This window comes from Telluria sp. B2 (genome assembly GCF_051789535.1).
Lineage (GTDB): Bacteria > Pseudomonadota > Gammaproteobacteria > Burkholderiales > Burkholderiaceae_D > Telluria.
The window spans coordinates 4,992,750-5,012,081 of sequence record NZ_CP196525.1; the positions used below are offsets into that span (position 1 = coordinate 4,992,750).

The 19,332-nt window shown below is 66.7% G+C and carries 9 protein-coding genes and 1 tRNA gene; 6 read left to right on the plus strand and 4 right to left on the minus strand.

Annotated features, from left to right (window positions below):
• Positions 1 to 26: 26 nt before the first annotated feature.
• Both ACSUZJ_RS22100 and ACSUZJ_RS22105 read right to left on the minus strand, forming a co-directional pair.
• Positions 27 to 9,545 (minus strand): hemagglutinin repeat-containing protein, encoded by a 9,519-nt coding sequence (locus ACSUZJ_RS22100; RefSeq protein WP_499411742.1) that lies wholly within the window; start codon positions 9,543 to 9,545, stop codon positions 27 to 29.
• 42 nt (positions 9,546 to 9,587) lie between these two features.
• Positions 9,588 to 11,318 (minus strand): ShlB/FhaC/HecB family hemolysin secretion/activation protein, encoded by a 1,731-nt coding sequence (locus ACSUZJ_RS22105; protein WP_499411743.1) that lies wholly within the window; start codon positions 11,316 to 11,318, stop codon positions 9,588 to 9,590.
• 313 nt (positions 11,319 to 11,631) lie between these two features.
• Between ACSUZJ_RS22105 and uvsE the strand changes: the two genes are divergently transcribed.
• Positions 11,632 to 12,531 carry a UV DNA damage repair endonuclease UvsE gene (gene uvsE / locus ACSUZJ_RS22110; RefSeq protein WP_499411744.1) on the plus strand — a complete coding sequence of 300 codons (900 nt, stop codon included), beginning with the start codon at positions 11,632 to 11,634 and terminating at the stop codon, positions 12,529 to 12,531.
• Positions 12,532 to 12,546: 15 nt separating this feature from the next.
• Here uvsE and ACSUZJ_RS22115 read toward each other — a convergent pair whose 3' ends face one another.
• Positions 12,547 to 13,410 (minus strand): class I SAM-dependent methyltransferase, encoded by an 864-nt coding sequence (locus ACSUZJ_RS22115; RefSeq protein WP_499411746.1) that lies wholly within the window; start codon positions 13,408 to 13,410, stop codon positions 12,547 to 12,549.
• 110 nt (positions 13,411 to 13,520) lie between these two features.
• On the opposite strand from ACSUZJ_RS22115, the gene ACSUZJ_RS22120 reads away from it, so the two are divergent.
• From ACSUZJ_RS22120 to ACSUZJ_RS22130, 3 genes are all read left to right on the plus strand, one after another.
• Entirely contained in the window at positions 13,521 to 14,513 is a 993-nt protein-coding gene (locus tag ACSUZJ_RS22120; protein WP_499411747.1) for an AraC family transcriptional regulator, read from the plus strand.
• 61 nt (positions 14,514 to 14,574) lie between these two features.
• A tRNA-Phe gene (locus ACSUZJ_RS22125) sits at positions 14,575 to 14,650 on the plus strand.
• Positions 14,651 to 15,091: 441 nt separating this feature from the next.
• Complete coding sequence (locus ACSUZJ_RS22130) at positions 15,092 to 16,279, plus strand: GGDEF domain-containing protein (protein ID WP_499411748.1); 1,188 nt, start codon at positions 15,092 to 15,094, stop codon at positions 16,277 to 16,279.
• Positions 16,280 to 16,567: 288 nt separating this feature from the next.
• Here ACSUZJ_RS22130 and ACSUZJ_RS22135 read toward each other — a convergent pair whose 3' ends face one another.
• Positions 16,568 to 17,530 carry a helix-turn-helix domain-containing protein gene (locus ACSUZJ_RS22135; protein ID WP_499411750.1) on the minus strand — a complete coding sequence of 321 codons (963 nt, stop codon included), beginning with the start codon at positions 17,528 to 17,530 and terminating at the stop codon, positions 16,568 to 16,570.
• A gap of 121 nt (positions 17,531 to 17,651) precedes the next feature.
• Here ACSUZJ_RS22135 and ACSUZJ_RS22140 point away from each other — a divergent pair, with 121 nt between their 5' ends.
• Both ACSUZJ_RS22140 and ACSUZJ_RS22145 read left to right on the plus strand, forming a co-directional pair.
• A complete protein-coding gene (locus ACSUZJ_RS22140; protein ID WP_499411751.1) occupies positions 17,652 to 18,524 on the plus strand; it encodes a fumarylacetoacetate hydrolase family protein in 873 nt (290 codons plus the stop codon).
• A 12-nt stretch (positions 18,525 to 18,536) separates the two neighbouring features.
• Entirely contained in the window at positions 18,537 to 19,322 is a 786-nt protein-coding gene (locus tag ACSUZJ_RS22145; protein ID WP_499411752.1) for an alpha/beta fold hydrolase, read from the plus strand.
• The last annotated feature ends 10 nt before the right edge of the window (positions 19,323 to 19,332 follow it).

The following is a 19,332-nucleotide window of genomic DNA, read 5'->3' on the forward strand; positions in this document are numbered from 1 at the left end:
CAACGCCGGGGCGTCGCTCAGGGGCGTCAGGTGGCCGGAGGCTGGTCGGGCGGCGTCACCTTCTTGACCGGCTTCTTCGGCGCAGTCTTGGGCTTGGCCGGCGCCGGCTTGGCCGCCTTCTTCTTCTCCTGCGCCGGCTTGGTGGCCTGCGTCTTCTCCTCCGCCGGCTTGGCCGTTTCGGCCTTCTCGACGGCCGGCTTGGCGCTCACCTGCGGCTGCCCGGCGGCTGCCGGCTTGGCGCCGCCGGCACCGGCCGGCGTTGCCGGTGCAGCCAGGCCCAGCGCCGCCGAGGCGATGCCCTGGCCGGCGGCCGGCGCCTGCTCGGGCGGCGCCTCCTTCGGCTCGGACTCGGAACGGGCGCTCGCGCTCATGCGGAAGCCCGATTCGCTGTCCTGCACCGTGCTGGTGGCAACGCCACCGGCGGCGGCGATCTCCTTGCCACCTTCGGCCTTCAGCTCGGCGTTCACCAGGCTGGTGCGCCCGCCCGAGGAAATCGACAGCTTGCCGCCCGACTCGAACGAAGCGTTCTCGTGGGTCGTCTCCGAACCGGCTTCGATGCCGAAGCCGCCTTTGGCCGCATGGCTGTTCTCGGCCGGATCGGAATTGCTCGCTTTCTCGCCTTCGGCATCGATGCCCACGCCGACGCTGCTGCTGCTGCTCTTCGCGGTGGTGATCGTCACGTCGCCCTTGGCGGCGACAGCAACGTCGCCCTCCGACTGCACCTGCGTTCCCTCGAAGCTGGCGTTGCCGCCCGAGTTGATCGCGATGCCGCCGCCGGCCTTGATCGAGCCGCCCTTCTTCTCGCTGCTGCTTTCCGAACCCACCTCCAGGCCGACGCTGCCTTTGCGCTCCTTTTCCAGCGTGGTTTCCTGGTTCGGCGACGCCGCGCCGGTGGCCGCCATCGCCAGGCCGCCGCCGGCATTGGCCGGCTTGGCCGCAGCCGGCTTCCCGGCGCCCGCTTCGGCCGCCTTCGGACCGGTCTTCGTGGTGTTGCTGCCTTCCACGCCGAGCGATGCCGCTACGCCGAAGGACTCCGAGGTGCTTTCCGCCGCCTTGAAGCTGACGTCGCCGCCGGCGTCGATCGCCGCCTTGCCGCCGGCCGCGATGTCGGTGCCTTCGAAGCTGGCGCTGCCGCCGCTCTTGATGCGCAGGTTGCCGCCGCTCTCGACGGAACCGGCCACCGCTTCCGAACTCTTCTCCTTGGCGTAGCCGCCCTCGAGGCCGATGCCGGCGCCGTGGCTCTTGCTGCTTTCGCCCTTGGTCGTGTCGTTGCTGCTGCTCTTGCTGAGCGACAGGCTGGCCGAGAAACTGGTCGACTCGTTGCTGCTGGTATTGCGCGCCGCGTCGAAGGCGACCTTGCCGCCGGCGTCGATCTCGGTGTCGCCGCCGCCCTGCACCGCCGTGCCTTCGAAGCGCATGTCGCCGCCCGAGGACAGGTTCAGCTTGCCGCCGGAGGCGATCCTGCCGGTCACCGCCTCGCTGCTGCTCGACTTCTCGTTCTCGAAGCCGCCCGAGGCTTCAAGGCCGGCCGACGATTCGCTGCCGCTGGCGCTCTTCGACTTCGAGATCGACACGCTCGCCTCGGCGTTGGCGCTGTTGCTGCTTTCGCTGCTGGTGTTCTTCGCCGCGTCGAAGCTCAGCTTGCCGCCGGCCGCGACCGAAGCGTCGCCCGCGGCGCCGATATCGGTGCCCTCGAAGCGCGCGTCGCCCTGGGTCTTGATGACCAGGTTGCCGCCCGACTGGATGCTGCCGGTGACCGCCGTCGAGGAAGACGACTTGGCGCCGCTCTTCTCGAAGCCGCCGCCCAGGCCGGCGTCAACCACGCCATCGCTGCCCAGCGCCAGGCCGACATTGGCCTGGGCGTTCACGTTCAAGCCGCTCTCGCTGCTGCTTTCGGTGTTGGCCGCCGCCTTGAAGTCGATCTCCTTCGCGCCCAGCTCGACGCCGCCTTCGCCGGCAATCTGCGTGCCCTCGAAGCTGGTCTTGCCGCTCGAGGTGCTCTTGACCTTGCCGCCGGCGCGGATGGTCGAGACCACCGCTTCGCTGCTGTTGCTGCTCGAGCTGCTCTGCTCGTGGGCGTACTGGGCCTCGATGCCGATGCTGGCGTTGGCGCCGGCTTCGCTATTGTTTTCCACCCCATTGTGCGCGCCCGGCCCGAACATGCCGCTGCCGGCTTCCGCCGACGCGCTGGCGCTGGCCGAAGCGCCGGCGTTGGCCTGCGCATACACGCCCAGGCGCATCGAATCGCTGCTCGACTCCGAACTGCTGAACGTGGTGTTCTTCGCCGCGCGGCTGTCGATGGTCGTCGCCGACTGGCTGAAGTCGCCCGCCGCGTCGATCGACGTGCCGACGTCGACGATGCTGTTCTCGGCCGTGCGCTCGATGTCGCCCGAGCCGGAACGGATGGTCGACACCTTCGCCGTGGTCGAGCCGTCGACTGTCTTCTCGCTGCTGTGACGCGCCTGGATCCCGGCCCCGGCTTTCGCCTCGGCCGACGCGCCGGCGGAGAATTCGGCATTCAGGCCGGCGTTCATCTGCCCGCTGTCCTGGTTCGCCATCGCTCCCGCGCCCGCCGAGGCATGGGCCTCGGCGCTGGCGCCGGCGCTGAGGTACAGGCCGGCGCTGGTGCGGGTCGTGGTCGTGGTCGTCACGCTCACGTCTTCCGCGGCGGTAAAGGCCATGTCCTTCGCCTTCAGCGACACGCCCTGCTCGCCGCCGATGTCCGAGCCCTGCACCAGCAGCTTGTCGGTGGCCTCGATCTTGAGCTTGCCGCCGGCGTTGATCGTGGTGCCGGTGTTGCGGATGTCGAGGCTGTTGGTCCCGGTCGTGCTGGTGCGCACCAGGTCGATGTTGGTGTCGGAACTGGCCGAGGCGCCCGCCTGGGCGCCGGCCTGGGCGCTGGCGCTGGCCTGGTTGCCGCCGCGGTCGGTGCTGGCCTGGGCGCCGGCGCTGGCCTCTGCCGAGGCGCCCGCCTGCGCGCCGTTGGTCGAATCGACGAACAGGCCCAGCGAGGTGGTCGTGGTCTTGCTGGTCGAGATGTCGACGTCCTGCGACGCCAGGATCTGCACCTTCTCGCCCTTGAGCGTGGTGTCGCCGCCGGTGTTGACGGTGGCGCCCTGCAGCACGATGTCCTTCTTCGCCGTGACCGTCAGGCCGCCGCCGATGTCGAGTTCCGAACCGACCGCGCGCGACTTGTAGTCGAGCGTGTTGGTGGTCGTGGTCTCGGCCAGGGTCAGGCCGGCGCTGGCCGAGGCGCTGGCCGCGGCGCCGGCGGAAGCGCCGGCGCCCGCGCCGGCACTGGCGCTGGCCGCGCCCTTTTTGCTCTTCGCTCCGGCCGACGAATCGGCGTAGGAATCGGCGCCGGCGCCGGCACTGCTGTCGCCCGAGCCCGAAATCTTCAGGAACGAGGTGGTCGTGGTCTTGGTCGTGGTCCGGTCGACGTCCTGGCCGGCCAGCACCTGCACGTCGGTGGCGCTGACGCTGGCGTCGCCGCCGACCTTCAGCTTCGAACCCTGCAGGGTCAGGGTTTCGCCGGCGGCGATGTTGGCGTTGCCGCCGACCTCGAGGGTCGAACCGGCATTGCGGCCCTTGAAGGTGTCGGTCGTGGTCTCGTTCTTGCCGTACAGGCCGCCGCCGACGCCCAGGCCGCTGCGGGTGGTGGTCGTGTTCGACTCGCTCGTGTCCTGGCGCGACACGATGTTCACGCCGCCGGCCGCATCGAGGTCGAGGTCGCCGCCGACCTTGACCGCCGAGCCGGCGATCGTGGTGTCGCCGCCGCTCCTGATCTTCAGGCCGCCGCCGGTCTCGAGGTTCGAGCCGATGTTGGTGCTGCTTGCGGTATGGGTCGAGGTGCTCGAGCTCGACAGGCCCCACAGGCCCTGCGAGGCCGTGTAGCTCGAATCGGCGCGCTTGTCCTGGATGGTGTCGAAGGTGACCTTGCCGCCGGCCGCCAGGCTGGCATCGCCGCCGGCCTTGATGTCGGCGCCGGTCACGATGATGTCCTTCTTCGCGTCCAGGTCCAGCTTGCCGGTGCTCTCGATCGAGCCGGTCGCGCCGATCACGGTGCGCGCATAGTTCTTGCCGCCGTTGGTGTCGGCCACGGTCTCGTTGATGATGCTGCCCTTGGTCGAGGTCACCGAGACGTCGCCGCCCTTGATCTTGCCGCCGGTATTGCGCACGTCGCCCTCGGCGGTGATGGCCAGCGTGTCGCCGGCGATGGTGCCGCCGGTGTTCTCGACGCTGCCGGCCTTGATAGTGGCGTTGGTCGCCGCGATCACCGGGCCGCCGCTCTCGATCGAATCGCGCGTGTCCTTGGCCAGGTAGACCACCGGCACCAGCACCTTCTGGCCACCCACTTCCTGCTCGACCATCCAGACCATGTCCTGGGTCAGGCCGGCGGCCTGCTCGGCCGTCAGCGGCTGGCCGAAGTTCAGGCCCAGCGTGCCGGCCGCCTTGGCCGCGTTGTCCATCAGCGCCTGCATCTGCGCCGCTTCGTTCTTCTGGCCCTTGATGATGTTGTTGCCGGTCTGCGCGACCAGTTGGTCGCGGATCAGCTTGGCCTCGTAGTTGGCGTCGCCCAGGCGCTTCTGCACCGTGTCCGGGTTCAGGCCCAGGCGCACCGACAGGTAGTCGGAGCCGACGAAGTTGCTGCCGACGGCGAACAGCGGATTGGTCTCGACCAGGTAGGTCGCGGTCGGGTTCTTGGCCGGCACGAAGTAGCCGTTCGGGTTGGTCGGCAGGTTCAGGTTCAGGCCGGTGAACGTGACGCCGTTCGCGGCCGGCACGCTGGCTGCTGCCGCGCCCTTCGCTTCGGCGACCTTGGCCGCGCCCTGCAGCGCCAGACTGGCGCCCTTGAGCAGGGAGACGCTCACGCCGCCGACCTTGCCGGCGTCGACCGCGGTATCGCCGGCCACGCTGGTCGCCGTCTTGCTGCGCTCGTAAGGCGAGCCCAGGTTCTGCAGCTTGCCGCCGACGAAGTTCAGGCGGTCCGCGTAGATGCCGGCGCTGAACACCTTGTAGGTGGTGCGCTTGACTTCCAGCGTGTAGGAGCTGTTCATGGCGCCGCTTTCGCTGCCGGCGTAGCCCCTGTAGCAGTCGCCGCCGGCGCAGTCGAAGTCGGCTTCGTTGGTCGGGAAGCGGTATTCGTAGTTCAGGCTGCCGAAGGTGCTGTCGGTCTTCCACACGCGCCAGCGGCGCGCGTAGGTGATCTGGTCCAGGTGCAGGTCGGTGTTGGTGAAGGTCCCGCTGCCCTCGATGTTGATGGTCGGCGCCGAGATCAGCGAGGCGGTATTGGTCGCCGCCTGGCCGTACTTCAGGTTGATCGCGTTGCCGGCGATGATCTGGCCCTTCTGGACCGGCTCGGCGCCGTCCAGCTTCTGCGTGACCGTGTATTCCTGCGCGCGCACCCACAGGTGGTTGCAGTAGTCGCCGAACCAGTTGCAGTCGATGCCGCCGGTGTCGAACACCGTCTTCACGCCGCCGTAGCTGGTCGAGCCGGCAACCACCTTCGGCACGTCGCCGGTCGGCAGGTTATTGAAGGCGACCGTCGTGGCGATGCCGGTGTCGTGGGTCGCGATCACCGTGTTGTAGTTGCTGAAGGTGGCGGCCGCGATGTCGATGTCGGTCGCGTCCATCGTGCCGCTGCTGGTGTTGGTGATGGTCTGGCCAGGCGCGCGCGTGCTCAGCGTGGCGCCGGCGTACAGGGCGCCGGCGTTGTCGATGCCGCCATCGACGGCCTTCAGGCTCAGGTTCTGCAGCGAGGACAGGCCGGCGGTGTTGGTGTTGACGATGCCGGCGGCGGTCACGTCCATGTTGCCGCCCGCGTGCATCGCGCCTTCGTTGCGCAGCCTGCCGCTGAGCGCAATGCTGCCCTTCTCGCCCTCGATGCCGAACAGGACCACGGCGTTGCTGCCCAGGTTGGACAGGCTGGCGCCTGCGATCGCGCCCGTGCCCATGGCCTGGATGCGGCCGCGGTTGATCGTGTCGGCCGCATGCAGCGCGACGGCGTCGCCGAAGATGGTCGCGCCCGCGTTGTTGCGCAGCGTCGCGGCTTGTCCGGACTGGCCAAGGCTGATGTCGCCGGCCGCCTGGATGCGCCCGTCGTTGTTCACGCCAAAGCCATTCGCGCCGTCGATCGCCAGCGCGCCCTGGCCGATGATCTGGCTGGCTGCGCCCAGGTTGTCGAGCGTAGCGGCGGCGTTCAGTGCCAGGTCGCCGTCGGCCAGGATCTTGCCGCTGTTGGCGAGCGCGCCGGCCGTGGCGCGCAGGTCGGCGCTGCCGCCCGCCTGCACCACGCCAGTGTTGGCAATCGCGCCGGCGCGCAGCGCCAGTTGGTCGGCCCCGCTTTGCAGCGTGCCGCTGTTGTCCAGCATGCCAGCGGCCGTGACCGACAACCGCTCGCCCTGCACCGCGGCGCGGTTGTCGACGCTGGCGGCAACGGCGTTCAGGTCTGCATCGGCCAGCAGCGCGGCATCCGTGCCGCGGTTGACCAGTGCACCGGCCGCGCTCAGGTCGAGCGTGCCGCCCGCCAGTACCTTGCCGCCGTTGTCGATCGCGCCAAGCTCGGCGCGCAGGCCGGCGTTGGCGGCCGACTGCACGGTGCCGGTGTTGGCGATGCTGCCGGCGCGCAAGTCCAGGGCGCCGTCGGTGCTCTGCAGCACGGCAGCATTGCCGAGGGCGCCGTCTGCCGTGACCGCAAGCGTCTTGCCCTGCACGGTGCCGCCGTTGTCGAAGCTGGCGGCGTGGGCGTCGAGACCGGCGCCGGCCAGCAGTACGCTGGCCGCGCCCTGGTTCTGCAGCGCGCCCGCGGCTTCCAGGCCCAGGGTGCCGGCAGCGGCGATCTCGCCGCTGTTGACGATCGCGCCGCCGGTGCCGGTAAGGTCGGCGCTGCCGGCCGACTGCAGCTTGCCGCTGTTGGCGACGGAAGCGGCCGTCAGGCTCAGCGCCGCGTCCGCGGCACGCGCCTGTACCAGGCCGCTGTTGCTGAATGCGCCGGCGGCGCCGAGCGTCACCGCGTCCTGCGCCTGGACGGTGCCTTCGTTGACGATGCTGGCTGCCTGCGCGCGCAGGCCGGTGCCGGCCAGCAGCACGGCGTCAGCGCCATTGTTGCTCAGTCCGGTGGCAGCGTCGAGGTCGAGCGCGGTGGCGGCCAGCACCTGGCCGCTGTTCACGATCGCGCCGCTGGTGCTGTGCAGTTCGGCCGCGGCGCCGCCCTGGAGCGTGCCGGAATTGACGAGGTCCCCCGCGCGCAGCGCCAGGTGGCCATCGGCCGCGCGGCTGTACAGCACGCCGCTGTTGGCCAGGCGGTTGGCGGCATTTACCAGCAGTGCCTTCTCGGCCTGCATGGTGCCGCTGTTGTCGACGGTGGCGGCGCTGGCGTCCAGGTCGGTCTGCGCCAGCAGCACGGCGTCGGCGCCGCGGTTGGCCAGGTGGCCGCCGGCCTGCAGCGCCAGCGACTGGGCCTGGATCTGCCTGGTGTTGTCGATGTCCTCGGCAGCGCTGATGACGCCGGCGCCGGCCGCGGCCAGCGTGCCGCTGTTGGCAAGGCTGCCGGTGCGCAGGTTCAGGGCGCCGTTGTTGCCGCCGTCGGTGCTGGCCAGGGTCAGCATCTGGCCGCTGTTGACGCTGGCGCCGGCAACGCTCGCGTCCAGGGCGCCCGCCGATTGCACGGTGCCGGCGTTCTCGAGGCTGGCCGCGGACAGGGTCACGCCCTGGCCGGCGGTGGTGTTCAGGATGGTGCCGCCAGCGCGGTTGGTCACGGCGCCGGTGGCCGTGACGCCGAGCGCGCGGGTGGCCTGGATGGTGCCGCTGTTGTCGAGCGTGCTGCCATCGAAGGCGATACCGTCGGCCAGCACGCGCGCACCGGCGCTGTTGACCAGCGCGACGGGCTTGCCGGCCTGGCCGGCTTCGAGTTCACCGGTGGCCTGCAGCAGGCCGCTGTTGCTTGCCTGCAGGACGGTGCCGGCGTCGCTGGCGTGCAGCGTCAGGTCGCCCCCGGCCAGCGCGCTGCCGGCGTTGGAGAAACGGGTCTGCGCGGCCAGCGCCAGGTCGGCGGCGGCCGTCAGTTCGACGCCGCTGCCGAGGCGCATGCCGCCGGCGCGGCTGGCCAGGCTGACGCCGGCCGGACCGGTAATGCGGGCGCGCTCGATGTCGATGTCGTGTTCGGCCGCGATCTCGAGTGCGCGGTCGGCGCCGGCCGCATTCGTGCCGCTGTACAGGGTGGTGCCGGTGGCGCCCACCGTGAGGGTGTCGGCGGCGAGCTTCAGGTGACCGCCCGCGCCCCAGTTCGAGCCGTCCAGGCTGGCCGCGCCGCGCAGGTTCACGTCGGCATGCGCGCCGGCGCTGCGCGCGGCGTTCGCGGCCGAGGCATCGGCCAGGCTGGCCGCCTGCAGCGCCAGGTTGTTGCCGGCCTTGAGCAGGCCTTCGTTCAGGGTCACGCCGCCGTTCGCGGTCAAGGCCAGGTCGCGCTGCGCCGTCAGCGAGGCATTCGTGCCCGCTACTTCGACCTGGGCGTCGCCGCCGGTGGTGCGCTGCGTCAGGTGCAGGTCGCGCGCCGCCGAGACGCGGCTTTGCACCAGCACCTTGCCGGCCGCGTCGAGCTGGAAGTCGTCGACGCTGGCGGCGGCGTCGCCCAGCATGCGCACGCCGACGCCGGCCTCGGTGGCGATCAGGCGGATGCGGCCCGCGTACATGCCGCCCAGTGCGCTCGAGTCGATCGCATAGCTGGGCGAGGCGCCCTCGGCCGCCACCGCGGCGCCGGTCACCTCGCGGCTGCCATAGGCCCACTGGTTGACGCCGGTAACGATGCCGAGCGAACCGCCCGGCGCCGTGTTGACCTGGCCGTCGATGCGAATCGCGCGCGTGACCAGGTCGAGGATCTGCTGGCCGCTGGCATTGATGCCGCCGCCATTGACCAGGATGTCGCCGCGGCTGACGTTGAAGCCGTAGACGCTGCCGTCATTGCCCCAGACCGGGGTACCGGTGGTGAGGGTGACGCGGTCGCTGTTGATGAAGCCGCAGCCGGCGCAGGTGATGCCGTAGGGGTTGGCGACGATGACGTCGGCACGCCCGCCGAGCACCTCGGTGTAGCCGGCCAGCGTACTGCGGTTCGGCGCCACCACTTCGTTCAGGATGACCTTCGCTTCGGCGGCCAGGTTGATGTTGGCCGTGACCTGGCCGGCCAGTTGCGACTGGCGCGCCGATTGCGACGAGTTGCCGTTGTTGAGCACCATGCCCTTGGCTTCGACGTCGTAGCGGGTGAACTGGTTGTGCGAGACGCCGGCGCTGTTGGCGGTGTTGATGTTCACCACCGGCACGCCGTTCGGCGCCAGGTAGGCATTGGTCTTGCCCGGCACCGGAACGACGGTGGTGGCGGGTTTTACCTGGGCCTGGGCCTCGGGCAGGCCCAGGGCGAGGACGGCGAGCACGCCGAGGGCGGCGCCGGCCTTGACGGCGCGGCCGGACTTGCCGTTGCCGCGTGCGGTTTCAGGGGCGATGATGTAGGCGCCGCGGGCGGCGCTCCAGACTTGGCGATAGGCGCGATTCATACTGATGTGTTATGTCTTGATTGTTATGCGGCTGGCGATGCGTCAGATGTCGACACTGGCGCGAACCCAGGTCTGCGGCGTCTCGCGCTGGAAGAAGTCGGGCTTGCCAAGCGGGCGGGTATGCGTGACCGACAGCGCGAAACCCTTCCAGTTGGCCGAGGCGCCCACGGCCATGCCGGACAGGCGCCCTTCGGGAATGTTGGCGACGCGGTTGCGCACGCGGCCGAGGTCGAAGCCGGCGAACAGGCGCAGCGGCACCACCTGGCCGCCCAGGTCCAGGGCCGGGCGCACCGAGATTTCGTTGCGCGCATACCAGCCGTGGTCGCCCGAGAGGGTGTGGTCGACGAAGCCGCGCACGCTGTACAGGCCGCCGATCAGCATCTGCTCGGAACCGTACAGGACGTCGTCCGCGTACTGGGCCGTGAGCTGGCTCGACCAGGCCAGGTCGACACCGCCGACCTGGAACGGGCGCTGGTAGCCGAGGCCGAGCTTCCATTTGCCGAACTGGGCGCGCGGGGCCTCGTCGGGCAGGTAGTCGGCGTCGCCCAGCGCGCCGGCCATGTTCAGGCCCGTCGCATAGCCGACATCGACGTTCAGGGCGCCGCCGGCCAGCCCGGTGCTGACGTTGGCGCCGAGGTCGAGCACGGTCAGCGCGCGGCTGCTCACGCCCAGGAATTCGCCGGCCAGGTAGTTCTTCGTATCCTTCTTCGTCAGCGCCGCCGACAGGTTGAAGCGCGAGGTCTGGTCGCGGTACATCAGGCGCTCGACGCTGAAGGTGTCGGAATCGGACTTGCCGCGGAAACCCAGGTCGAGGCCGCTCGGCGCGACGATCGTGCTGAGGAAGGACGAACGGCTGCCCGAGTACGTCATCGTCGTGTAGCCCCAGGGCACGATGAAGGTGAAGCTGCTGCTCTCGGAAGACTTGCGCATGCTGTCGACCGGGGTCGAGCGGCGGTGCGTAAACAGCATCAGTTCGTTCAGGTGCAGCAGGCCGTCGGCGCTGAGGTTGAGCGCCATCTGTCCGCGCCCGGTGCTGGCCGAACCTTCGTTGTCGGCGCTCAGTCCCGCATGCAATGGAAAGCGCGGCGTATTGCGGATCACGACGCGGCTGGCGCCGACTTCGCGGCCCGGCTGGATGTCGAGCTGGGCACTGTTCGAGGACAGCTTGTTGACCTGGTCGATGCCCTGCTCGAAGTCGCGCAGGTTGAGCAGCCCGCCCGGCGCCGGGAACACGTTGGCGGGGTTGATGCTTTTCCGGGCGCCTTCATCGAGTTCGATCGCCTCGAGCTTGCCTTCGATGACCAGGATCTCGAGCTTGCCGCGGCTCAGGTCCTGGGCCGGCAGGTAGGCGCGCGTGGTGACGAAGCCGCGCTCGATGTAGTCCTTGGTGATCGTGCCCAGGATCTGCTCGATCTCGGTCACGCCCAGGCAGCGCATGGCGAAACGGCGGTTGATGTCTTCGCGTACGGCAGGCGACAGCATCGGCGCGCCGCCGATGGCCACCACGCTGATCTCGTGGCATTTCTGGCCGGCGGCCGAGGCGTCGACCTGCGGCACCAGGCGGCTGGTGTCGATGCCTTCGGTGCCGCGTTCGCGCGGCCTGGCGGCCTCGATGTCGCGCTGGATGCGCTCCTGGTTCTGGCGCTGGAGGACATCAGCCTGGCGCGCCGCGGCGGCCGGATCGATGCCGGTTTGCGCGAGCGCCGGCAGGGTGACGGAAAATGCGGCCGCCAGCACGCAGGCCAGGCGGGTCGGTACAGGTAAGCGGGCCATGACGGCGCCTCCGGGAAAAGTATGGCGTGGGTCGGGCAGTTTCCGTCATGCGCCACCAGGCAGCTGCCGGGCTAGCTAATTCCATGCGGAAACAAAAGTGCGCAATCAGAACGACCTCGCCCTTACTTTTGCAGGAGATTCTGGCCCGGCGCCATTTATTCGATGCCAGGATGCAACATCTTGCCAAATATTCTTTATTTTTCAATTACTTTTTCCTTGCCACATGATGTCGAAGCCTTGCCGCCCGCATGGCGCGCTCGGGGGTGGAAGGCAAAGGCCTATACTGGCTGGAAGCTAACTTCGCGAGCGCACTATGCCCCCTCACCTCGGCCTGGTCTGCATCACCGTGTCGAAAGACATCCGCTACCGCACCATCACGCGCAAGCGGCTGCTGGAGCAGTCGCCCGACACCCAGCGCAAGCTGCTGGAAGACATCTTCCGCGACAACATCCAGACCCTCGACGCGGCCATGCGTTATTGCCAGCAAGCCGGCATCGCCTTGTACCGCCTGCCTTCCGGGATCTTTCCGTTTTCCGACGAGCCGATCGGCCGCGAGATCCTGGCAACGCTGGCGCCGGCGCTGGCCCGCTCCGGCGAGCGCGCGGCACAGGCCGGCATCCGGCTGGTGATGCATCCGGACCAGTTCGTGGTGCTCAGTTCGGATTCGCCGGCAGTGGTCGAGAACAGCATCAAGATCCTGCAGATGCATGCCGACATCATGGATTTATTGCAGCAGCCGCGCTCGCCCTGGGCGCTGCTGGAAATTCACGGGGGCAAGGCCAACCGTGCCGATGCCCTGGTCGAGGCGATCGCCCGCCTGCCGGATGCGATCCGCTGCCGGCTCGGCCTGGAAAACGACGAGTATGCCTATGGCGCCGAAGAAATTTACGCCGTCTGCATGCGCGCCGGGGTGCCGATGGTGTTCGACGCCCACCACCACATCGTGCACGACAAGCTCGACAGCTACGAACACCCGAGCGTGGCCGAAATGCTGCTCAAGGCGCGCGCGACCTGGCGCGACCCGGCGCAGCAGCTCGTGCACATCTCGAACGGACGGGAAAGCTTTAACGACCGCCAGCATGCCGACCTGATCGCCACCATGCCTTCGTCGTATGCGCAGGCGCCGTGGATCGAGATCGAGGCGAAGTCGAAGGAAGAAGCGATTGCCGGCCTGCGGCCATGGCTGGGAACCCTGGCCGTTCAGGCCGGCTGAACCGGCACGCCGCGTCTAGTGCAGGCTGCGCTTGACGATGACCGCCTCCAGGTATTCCGAGGGCACGACCAGGGACGCGCTGCCGGCGACGTTATGGCGCTGCAACAGGGCAAGAATGTCCTGCTCGAGCGTCGCCTGGCCGTGCGCATCGAGCGCATTGAAGGCCTTTTGTACCGGCCCGTAGAAATCGCGGAACACCTGCAGCCAGTGGGCCGGCGAGGCGTAGCGCATCATGAACTGGCGGTGCTGGCTGCGCAGGTCGGCGGCGCCGTCGCCGAACAGCTCGCCCAGGTAGGCTTCCGTGCCCCACAGGGATGGCGACATGAGGCCGGCCGGCGGCGGCACCAGGCGGCCGATGGTCTTGAACAGCTGGCCGATGAAACTATCCGGCGTCCAGCTCGCCAGTGCGATGCGGCCGCCATCGCGCACCACCCGCAGCAGTTCGCCCGATGAGCGGGCATGGTCCGGCGTGAACATCACGCCGAAGGTCGACATCGCCACGTCGAAGGCGCCGTCGGCAAACGGCAAGTCCTCGGCGTCGGCGACGCGAAAGTCGATGTCGAGGCCTTCGGCCTGGGCGCGGGCACGGCCTTTCTCCAGCAGCGCCGGCACATAGTCGGTCGAGGTGACGCGGGCAAAGCGGTGCGCAGCCGCCAGGCTCGCGTTGCCGTTGCCGGCGGCGACATCGAGCACGGTTTCGCCGGCGCGGATGTCCGCGGCCTCGGCCAGCGATTCGCCGACGATCTGCAGGGTCACACCGACGACGGCGAAGTCGCCGCTGGCCCAGGTAGCCTGCTGGCGCTGCTTGATGGCGGCAAAGTCCGGGTGGACCGGCGGCGGAACCTGGGCTGCGGGGTTCGATTGCGTTGATTTGTCCATGGTGGCATGCTCCCATCTTCGTGAGTGAAGAATGCCAGTATGCGCGCATGCGGGGCTGCGGCTTGATCCAGCGTCGTCCCGGTTTGCCTGTGCGTCCTGTCTTCGAACCGATGCAGACCGATACCCTGTCCGATGTGCTGCGCTCGGTGCGCCTGCGCGGCGCGGTCTTCTACCAGCTCAGCCTGCCCAATGACTGGTCGGTGGAAGCCCCGCCCCTGCGCGACCTTGCCGGCCTGCTGTTTCCCGATGCCGAGCACGTCATGGAATACCACGTGCTGACGAAAGGCGCGGGTTGGGTTTGCCTGGATGGCATGAAGCCGGTGCCCCTGCAGCCGGGCGACACCATCATCCTGCCGCACGGCGACGGCCACGTGCTCTCGAGCGATCCGGCCCAGCGTCCGGCGCGCATCGATCCGGCCTGGGTAGCGGCCACGCGCCACGCCCCGAAGCCGATCCCGATCGTGTTCCACTCGCAATACGAGATCACCTGGGGCGAACCGGAAGAGCGGGCCGAGAACCAGGTCACCTGCGGCTTCCTCAGTTGCGACCGCCATCCCTTCAATCCCCTGCTCGACGCCCTGCCGCGCCTGCTGCACCTGCCGGCCAGCGGCGCCACCGCGCGCACCGACCTGAACGCCCTGGCCGTGCGCGCGGAAAAGGGCGAGCCGGGCGCCGCCGCCCTGCTCGAACGCGCCAGCGAAACCATGTTCATCGATGCGCTGCACCGCTACCTCGAACGCCTGCCGGCCGGCAGCACCGGCTGGCTGGCCGGACTGCGCGACCCGCAACTGGGCCGCGCGCTGGCGCTGATCCATCGCGCCCCGGCCCGGCCCTGGACCATCGACGACCTGGCGCGCGCCGCCAGCCTCTCGCGCTCGGTATTCTGCGCCCGCTTCCTGCGCCTGCTCGGCCAGCCGCCGATGCAATACCTGGCGCGCTGGCGCATGGAAGCGGCAGCCGGCCTCTTGCGCGACAGCCGGGCGCCGGTGGCCTCGGTCGCGCTGGAGGTCGGCTACGAATCGGAAGCGGCCTTTGCCCGGGCCTTCAAGCGCGAAGTCGGCACCTCGCCCGCACGCTGGCGGCGCGAGCATGTGTCGGCGTGAAGAAGATTTGAATCAAGAAATTATGGACATGGCGACACTTCGTGCTACAATTCGCCGCCTTGGCCTGGTAGCTCAGTTGGTAGAGCAGAGGATTGAAAATCCTTGTGTCGGTGGTTCGATTCCGCCCCGGGCCACCAAGAACATCGTTCACGCAACGCCCACTCATCGAAGTGGGCGTTGTCGTTTTTGGGCTTGGCAATACCAGATGAACCCCGCATCACTGGCGCCAAGCTTCTTGATCTCCCCCTTGCCTTCGCCAAGCATTCTGGTGTTAGTGTTGCCGATCGGCTATGGCCACTTCTTAAATGCAGGAAGCTTTTTGCCTACCATCGCCAGATGTAGCAAACCGCACTGCCTCGATTGGGCGCGGTCAGAGCAAATGTGCACATTGAATCAATTATGTCGCCAATTTTTGTACGGCAGCTTGTCTTTTAGGATATTATTTCCACCAAGATATTATTTCCATAGCGACGTTTCCTAGAACCGTACAGCCCATGACATGATGGAGCAGTATCGACGTCAAGAGGCACATGCGGTCGCATGGCCAGTTCCATGCTGAATCTGTATACATGAGCGGCATGAGTTCCCGTTTCCCTGTAAGCGAATCTGACCGAGCGGCTGCGCGTGCAACCGGTTTTTCCGAGTGTGTGATTACACTGCGCCGCGCCTTGACTACCACGCCTGTGGGCTGGTTACTGGCAATATGGTTTTGTTGGGGTACTGTCCCCCAGAGCTCGATTTTGCTTTGGTTGAGTGTGGCCGCCATCGTGTGGGCGTTCAGCCTGTGGGCCTTGCAAGTAGTAATAGGCGAAGGCTCAAGCTTTGAGCGCCATCGCACGCGCATCCACTGGGTTGCTGGTATGGATGGGCTGGCCTGGGGACTGACGACGTGGTTCCTGATGGGGCACGCGCCTATCCTGGACGCTATGCTAATGGCGCTGCTGTGTGGCGTTATCGCGGTCAATGCACAAGCGTATAGCACTTACACGGTCGCCTATTATCGACAAATCGGTACGCTCCTGGGCGTTTCGGTACTCGGCGTGTTGCTGCACGTTGCTGATCGCAAGAGTGCTACGGATTACGCGGCTGGCTTGACCGTCTTTGTCATCTTAATTGCCTACTATACGCGTGAAATTTCCAAGCGCCTGCTTGACGGCTTTCAGTTGCAGCGCGCTAATGCTTTACTCGCTCAGCAACTTCACTTGGCATTGCGAAAAGTGGAACTGGACGCTGCCACCGACGCGCTAACTGGGCAAGGCAATCGCAGGGCCCTGGACGAAGTCCTCAAGCACCAAGCGGCGTTATACCTTTCCAGTGGCAAATCTTTCTCGATCCTATTACTTGACATCGATTTCTTCAAAACGATCAATGATAATTTCGGGCACATGATCGGCGACGACGTGTTGCGCGCGTTCTCCCAACGGGTGAGCGAGTACTTGCGCCCAACGGATGTTTGCACACGTTTTGGCGGTGAAGAGTTTGTGGTTGTGCTGCCCGGGACCACGTTGGAGGAAGCCCAGGAAGTGGCAGAGCGATTGCGTCTGGGCGTGGCACAGTCCCCTCTTCTCCAGACCCCGACGGTACAGGTTACGGTATCGATTGGCGTTGCCACGTTAGCGCTAAATCAGACTGTGGGCGATCTGCTTGCCGCTGCAGATGCCTCAGTGTATGCCGCCAAGAAAGCTGGGCGCAACCAGGTGCATCCGTGCAAGGTGCATGCTCAGCAAATGAACGGCGCTGGCAGCGAGGAATGTTTCCAGGCATAGCGTTGGAACAGAGATGCTGATTCATGCCCAGTGCAGTGCGAGGATCGAAAATCCTTGTATCGCTGTTCGATTCTGCCCCGGCCACCAAGGATTCAGGAAATAATACAAACAAGGCGCCGACCTTCGCAGGTCGGCGTTTTTGTTTCTGGATTCAACATCTCGTGTCCGGTCTATTCCTGGGGCTTCGTCCAGCACCCTGCGCAATACCTTGCGGCTTGCGATGAAAAAACGCTGGAGCAGAACCGGCCGGGTCCTTGTTCGCGTGCCGTTCAACGACAAGCGCCGGTTTCAAGCCGCCAGGCCTGTCACTGTTGCTGGCATCGCCCCTACCGCGGCACGCCGGAAGGTGGAGGGCGAAACGCCGGTGTGTTCCTTGAAGAAACGGGAAAAATTGCTGGGAGCGGAAAATCCAAGCTCAAGTGCGACCGATGTCAATGATGCGCCCTTGCCGATCAGCCGACGCATCGCTTCTTCCACCCGAACCGCGCTCCAGAAAACCTGCGGACTCGTGTTGAGCTGATCACGGAACAATGTAAAGAAATGCGCGCGCGACAGACCGACCTGGTTCGCGATCTCATCGAGTGCGATCTTGTCGCTGACATGCTCGCGCATGAGCGTGATCGCGCTACGCAGGCGATGGTCGAGCAGGGGCGGCAGCAGGCGTCTTGGATCGACCACCTGTCCACGCGCAGTGGCATCGATGGTGGCGCTGATCAGCTGCTCGACCATGCCATTCAATCCATCCTCGGGGTTACGCTCCGACAGGATCAGGTCCAGCACCTGCCAGCAGGCCTGGCGCAAGCTGGCATCGATCGGAATGCGCGAGGACGGGAAGACGAAGGGGCGACCGGTTGCCTGCCGCAGTTCATTCAGCCACTTCCTTGAAATCATAAATACCAGAAACACCGCCGGTCCCGCTCCATCCAGCCGCGTCATGTCGTGCGACTGATAGGCATTGGTCGCGAGGCCCACGTTTTCGTCGTACCTGACCACCTCGGCACCAACGTTGGCCTGGGCCCGCGCACCGCCGAGCCAAAACACGATCTGCGATTCGGAATGCGCGTGCGCCACCAGATCAGTGCGCGTCTCCAACACGATTGCCTGTCCAAACGTTCCTTCGTAGAACGCATACGACTCTGCCATCTTGTCTCCTTCGCCAGCATTGCTGGTCATATTTATGCCCAAATTGTAATCCTGGCAGCGGGCGATATCGGACATCCGAAAAAAGATATCAGACGTATTGATAAGCAATTGGACCCGTCGATAAGCCCAGCCATGGGCTGATAAGCACCCTTGCCCATTTGTTCCTAGACTCCTCCCACGGTCAGCGGTCCGAGCTTCATCGGGCCCGACCGAATACCTGGAGGAATACATGTACATAGCAACATATCAACTCGATGGACGCCGTTTCGTCGGACTTGTTTCCAGTGACCGCGAGCGGGTCACGCCATTCGCGCTTCCCGAGACCGTGGCAGCCGAAGGCGCCCTGGCGATCATCAACCTGCTCGCCGGCGGCGACCCGCTTCCTGCAACCACCGGGCAGGCCGTGCCACTCGCATCGGTCCAGCTACTGGCGCCGATCCCGGTACCGCGCCGCAACATCTGGTGTGTAGGCCGCAACTATCACGCCCACGCAAAAGAACTGCAAACCTCGGTATTCAAGGACAACGACGCCAATCCCGAGGCCTGGCCGATCGTCTTTACCAAAGTGCCCGAATGCGTCGTCGGCCCGTTCGACAACGTCATGCTGCCGGGCGCCGCGATCTCCGAGCAAATCGATTACGAGGCCGAACTGGCAGTGGTCATCGGCAAAGGCGGTAAAAACATCACCCGAGCCGACGCCATGGGGCATGTGTTCGGCTACACCGTGGTCAACGACGTCACCGCTCGCGACGTCCAGATGCGCCATCAGCAGTGGGACATGGGCAAGTCGTTCGACACGTTCTGCCCGATGGGTCCGTGGATCGTTACCGCCGACCAGCTCGATGGCACCCGGACCCGTGTGCGTTGCTGGGTCAACGGCGAGCTGCGCCAGGATGGACCGACCGAAAACCTGATCTTCGACATCCCGGCCCTGATCGAGACGATTTCGCGCGGGATCACCTTGTACCCGGGTGACGTCATCGCCACCGGCACGCCTGCCGGCGTCGGGCTGGGCATGCAGCCGCCGCGCTTCCTGGCTGGGGGCGACGTGGTGCGGGTCGAGATCGACGGCATCGGTGCTATCGAAAACAAATTCATCTAAAGGAAAAATTACATGACTACCCACATCGTTGCAGGACTGACCGTTGAAGTCGAAGGCGAGGGCGCCGCCGTCGTGTGCGTCCACGGCCTGGGCGGCTCGAGCAATACCTGGACCCCGGTAATGGCGGCGCTGCAAGGCCACCGCATCGTGCGCATCGACCTGCCGGGCAGCGGCCGCTCGCCAGCCGGTAGCGGCGAGTTGAGCGTCGCCAGCATGGCCGACGCGGTGCAGGCTGTCTGCCGTGAGCTCGACGTGACCAGGGCAATCTTCCTGGGCCATTCGATGGGCACGATCGTTTGCCAGCACATCGCAACGCAGAACCCGGCGCTGGTTGCTGGCCTGGCGCTGTTCGGCCCGCTCGTGTGCCCGCCTGACGCGGGACGCCCCGGCATCCTGGCCCGCGCCGACAAGGCAGCTACCGGCGGCGCCGCCGCAATGCAGGAAATTGCCGACGCCATCGTGGCTGCGGCAACGTCCAGGGAAACCAAGGCGCAGCAGCCGGCAGTGCTGGCCCTGGTGCGCGAAAGCGTGATGCGCCAGACGCCCGAAGGCTATGCACAAAGCTGCACGGCGCTGGGGACCGCGCAGGCGGCGCCAATCGAGGACATTTCGGCGCCGACCCTGCTGGTCACCGGAGACCAGGACGGTGTTGCGCCTCCTGCCAACGTGGCGGCCATGGCGGAACGTATCAAGGGCAGTGACATGGTGGTGCTGGAAGGCTGCGGTCATTGGACCACCTTCGAGCGTCCACAGGAGTGCATGCAACAGCTGACGAAATTCCTGGGTTCTTCAAAATAACCACGCCTTG

What these genes read in the sequence shown, in the direction of transcription:
- ACSUZJ_RS22100 (WP_499411742.1), bottom strand. Translation starts at nt 9,545, where the DNA reads ATGAATCGCGCCTATCGCCAAGTCTGGAGCGCCGCCCGCGGCGCCTAC.
- ACSUZJ_RS22105 (WP_499411743.1), bottom strand. Translation starts at nt 11,318, where the DNA reads ATGGCCCGCTTACCTGTACCGACCCGCCTGGCCTGCGTGCTGGCGGCC.
- uvsE (WP_499411744.1), top strand. Translation starts at nt 11,632, where the DNA reads ATGCCCCCTCACCTCGGCCTGGTCTGCATCACCGTGTCGAAAGACATC.
- ACSUZJ_RS22115 (WP_499411746.1), bottom strand. Translation starts at nt 13,410, where the DNA reads ATGGACAAATCAACGCAATCGAACCCCGCAGCCCAGGTTCCGCCGCCG.
- ACSUZJ_RS22120 (WP_499411747.1), top strand. Translation starts at nt 13,521, where the DNA reads ATGCAGACCGATACCCTGTCCGATGTGCTGCGCTCGGTGCGCCTGCGC.
- ACSUZJ_RS22130 (WP_499411748.1), top strand. Translation starts at nt 15,092, where the DNA reads ATGAGTTCCCGTTTCCCTGTAAGCGAATCTGACCGAGCGGCTGCGCGT.
- ACSUZJ_RS22140 (WP_499411751.1), top strand. Translation starts at nt 17,652, where the DNA reads ATGTACATAGCAACATATCAACTCGATGGACGCCGTTTCGTCGGACTT.
- ACSUZJ_RS22145 (WP_499411752.1), top strand. Translation starts at nt 18,537, where the DNA reads ATGACTACCCACATCGTTGCAGGACTGACCGTTGAAGTCGAAGGCGAG.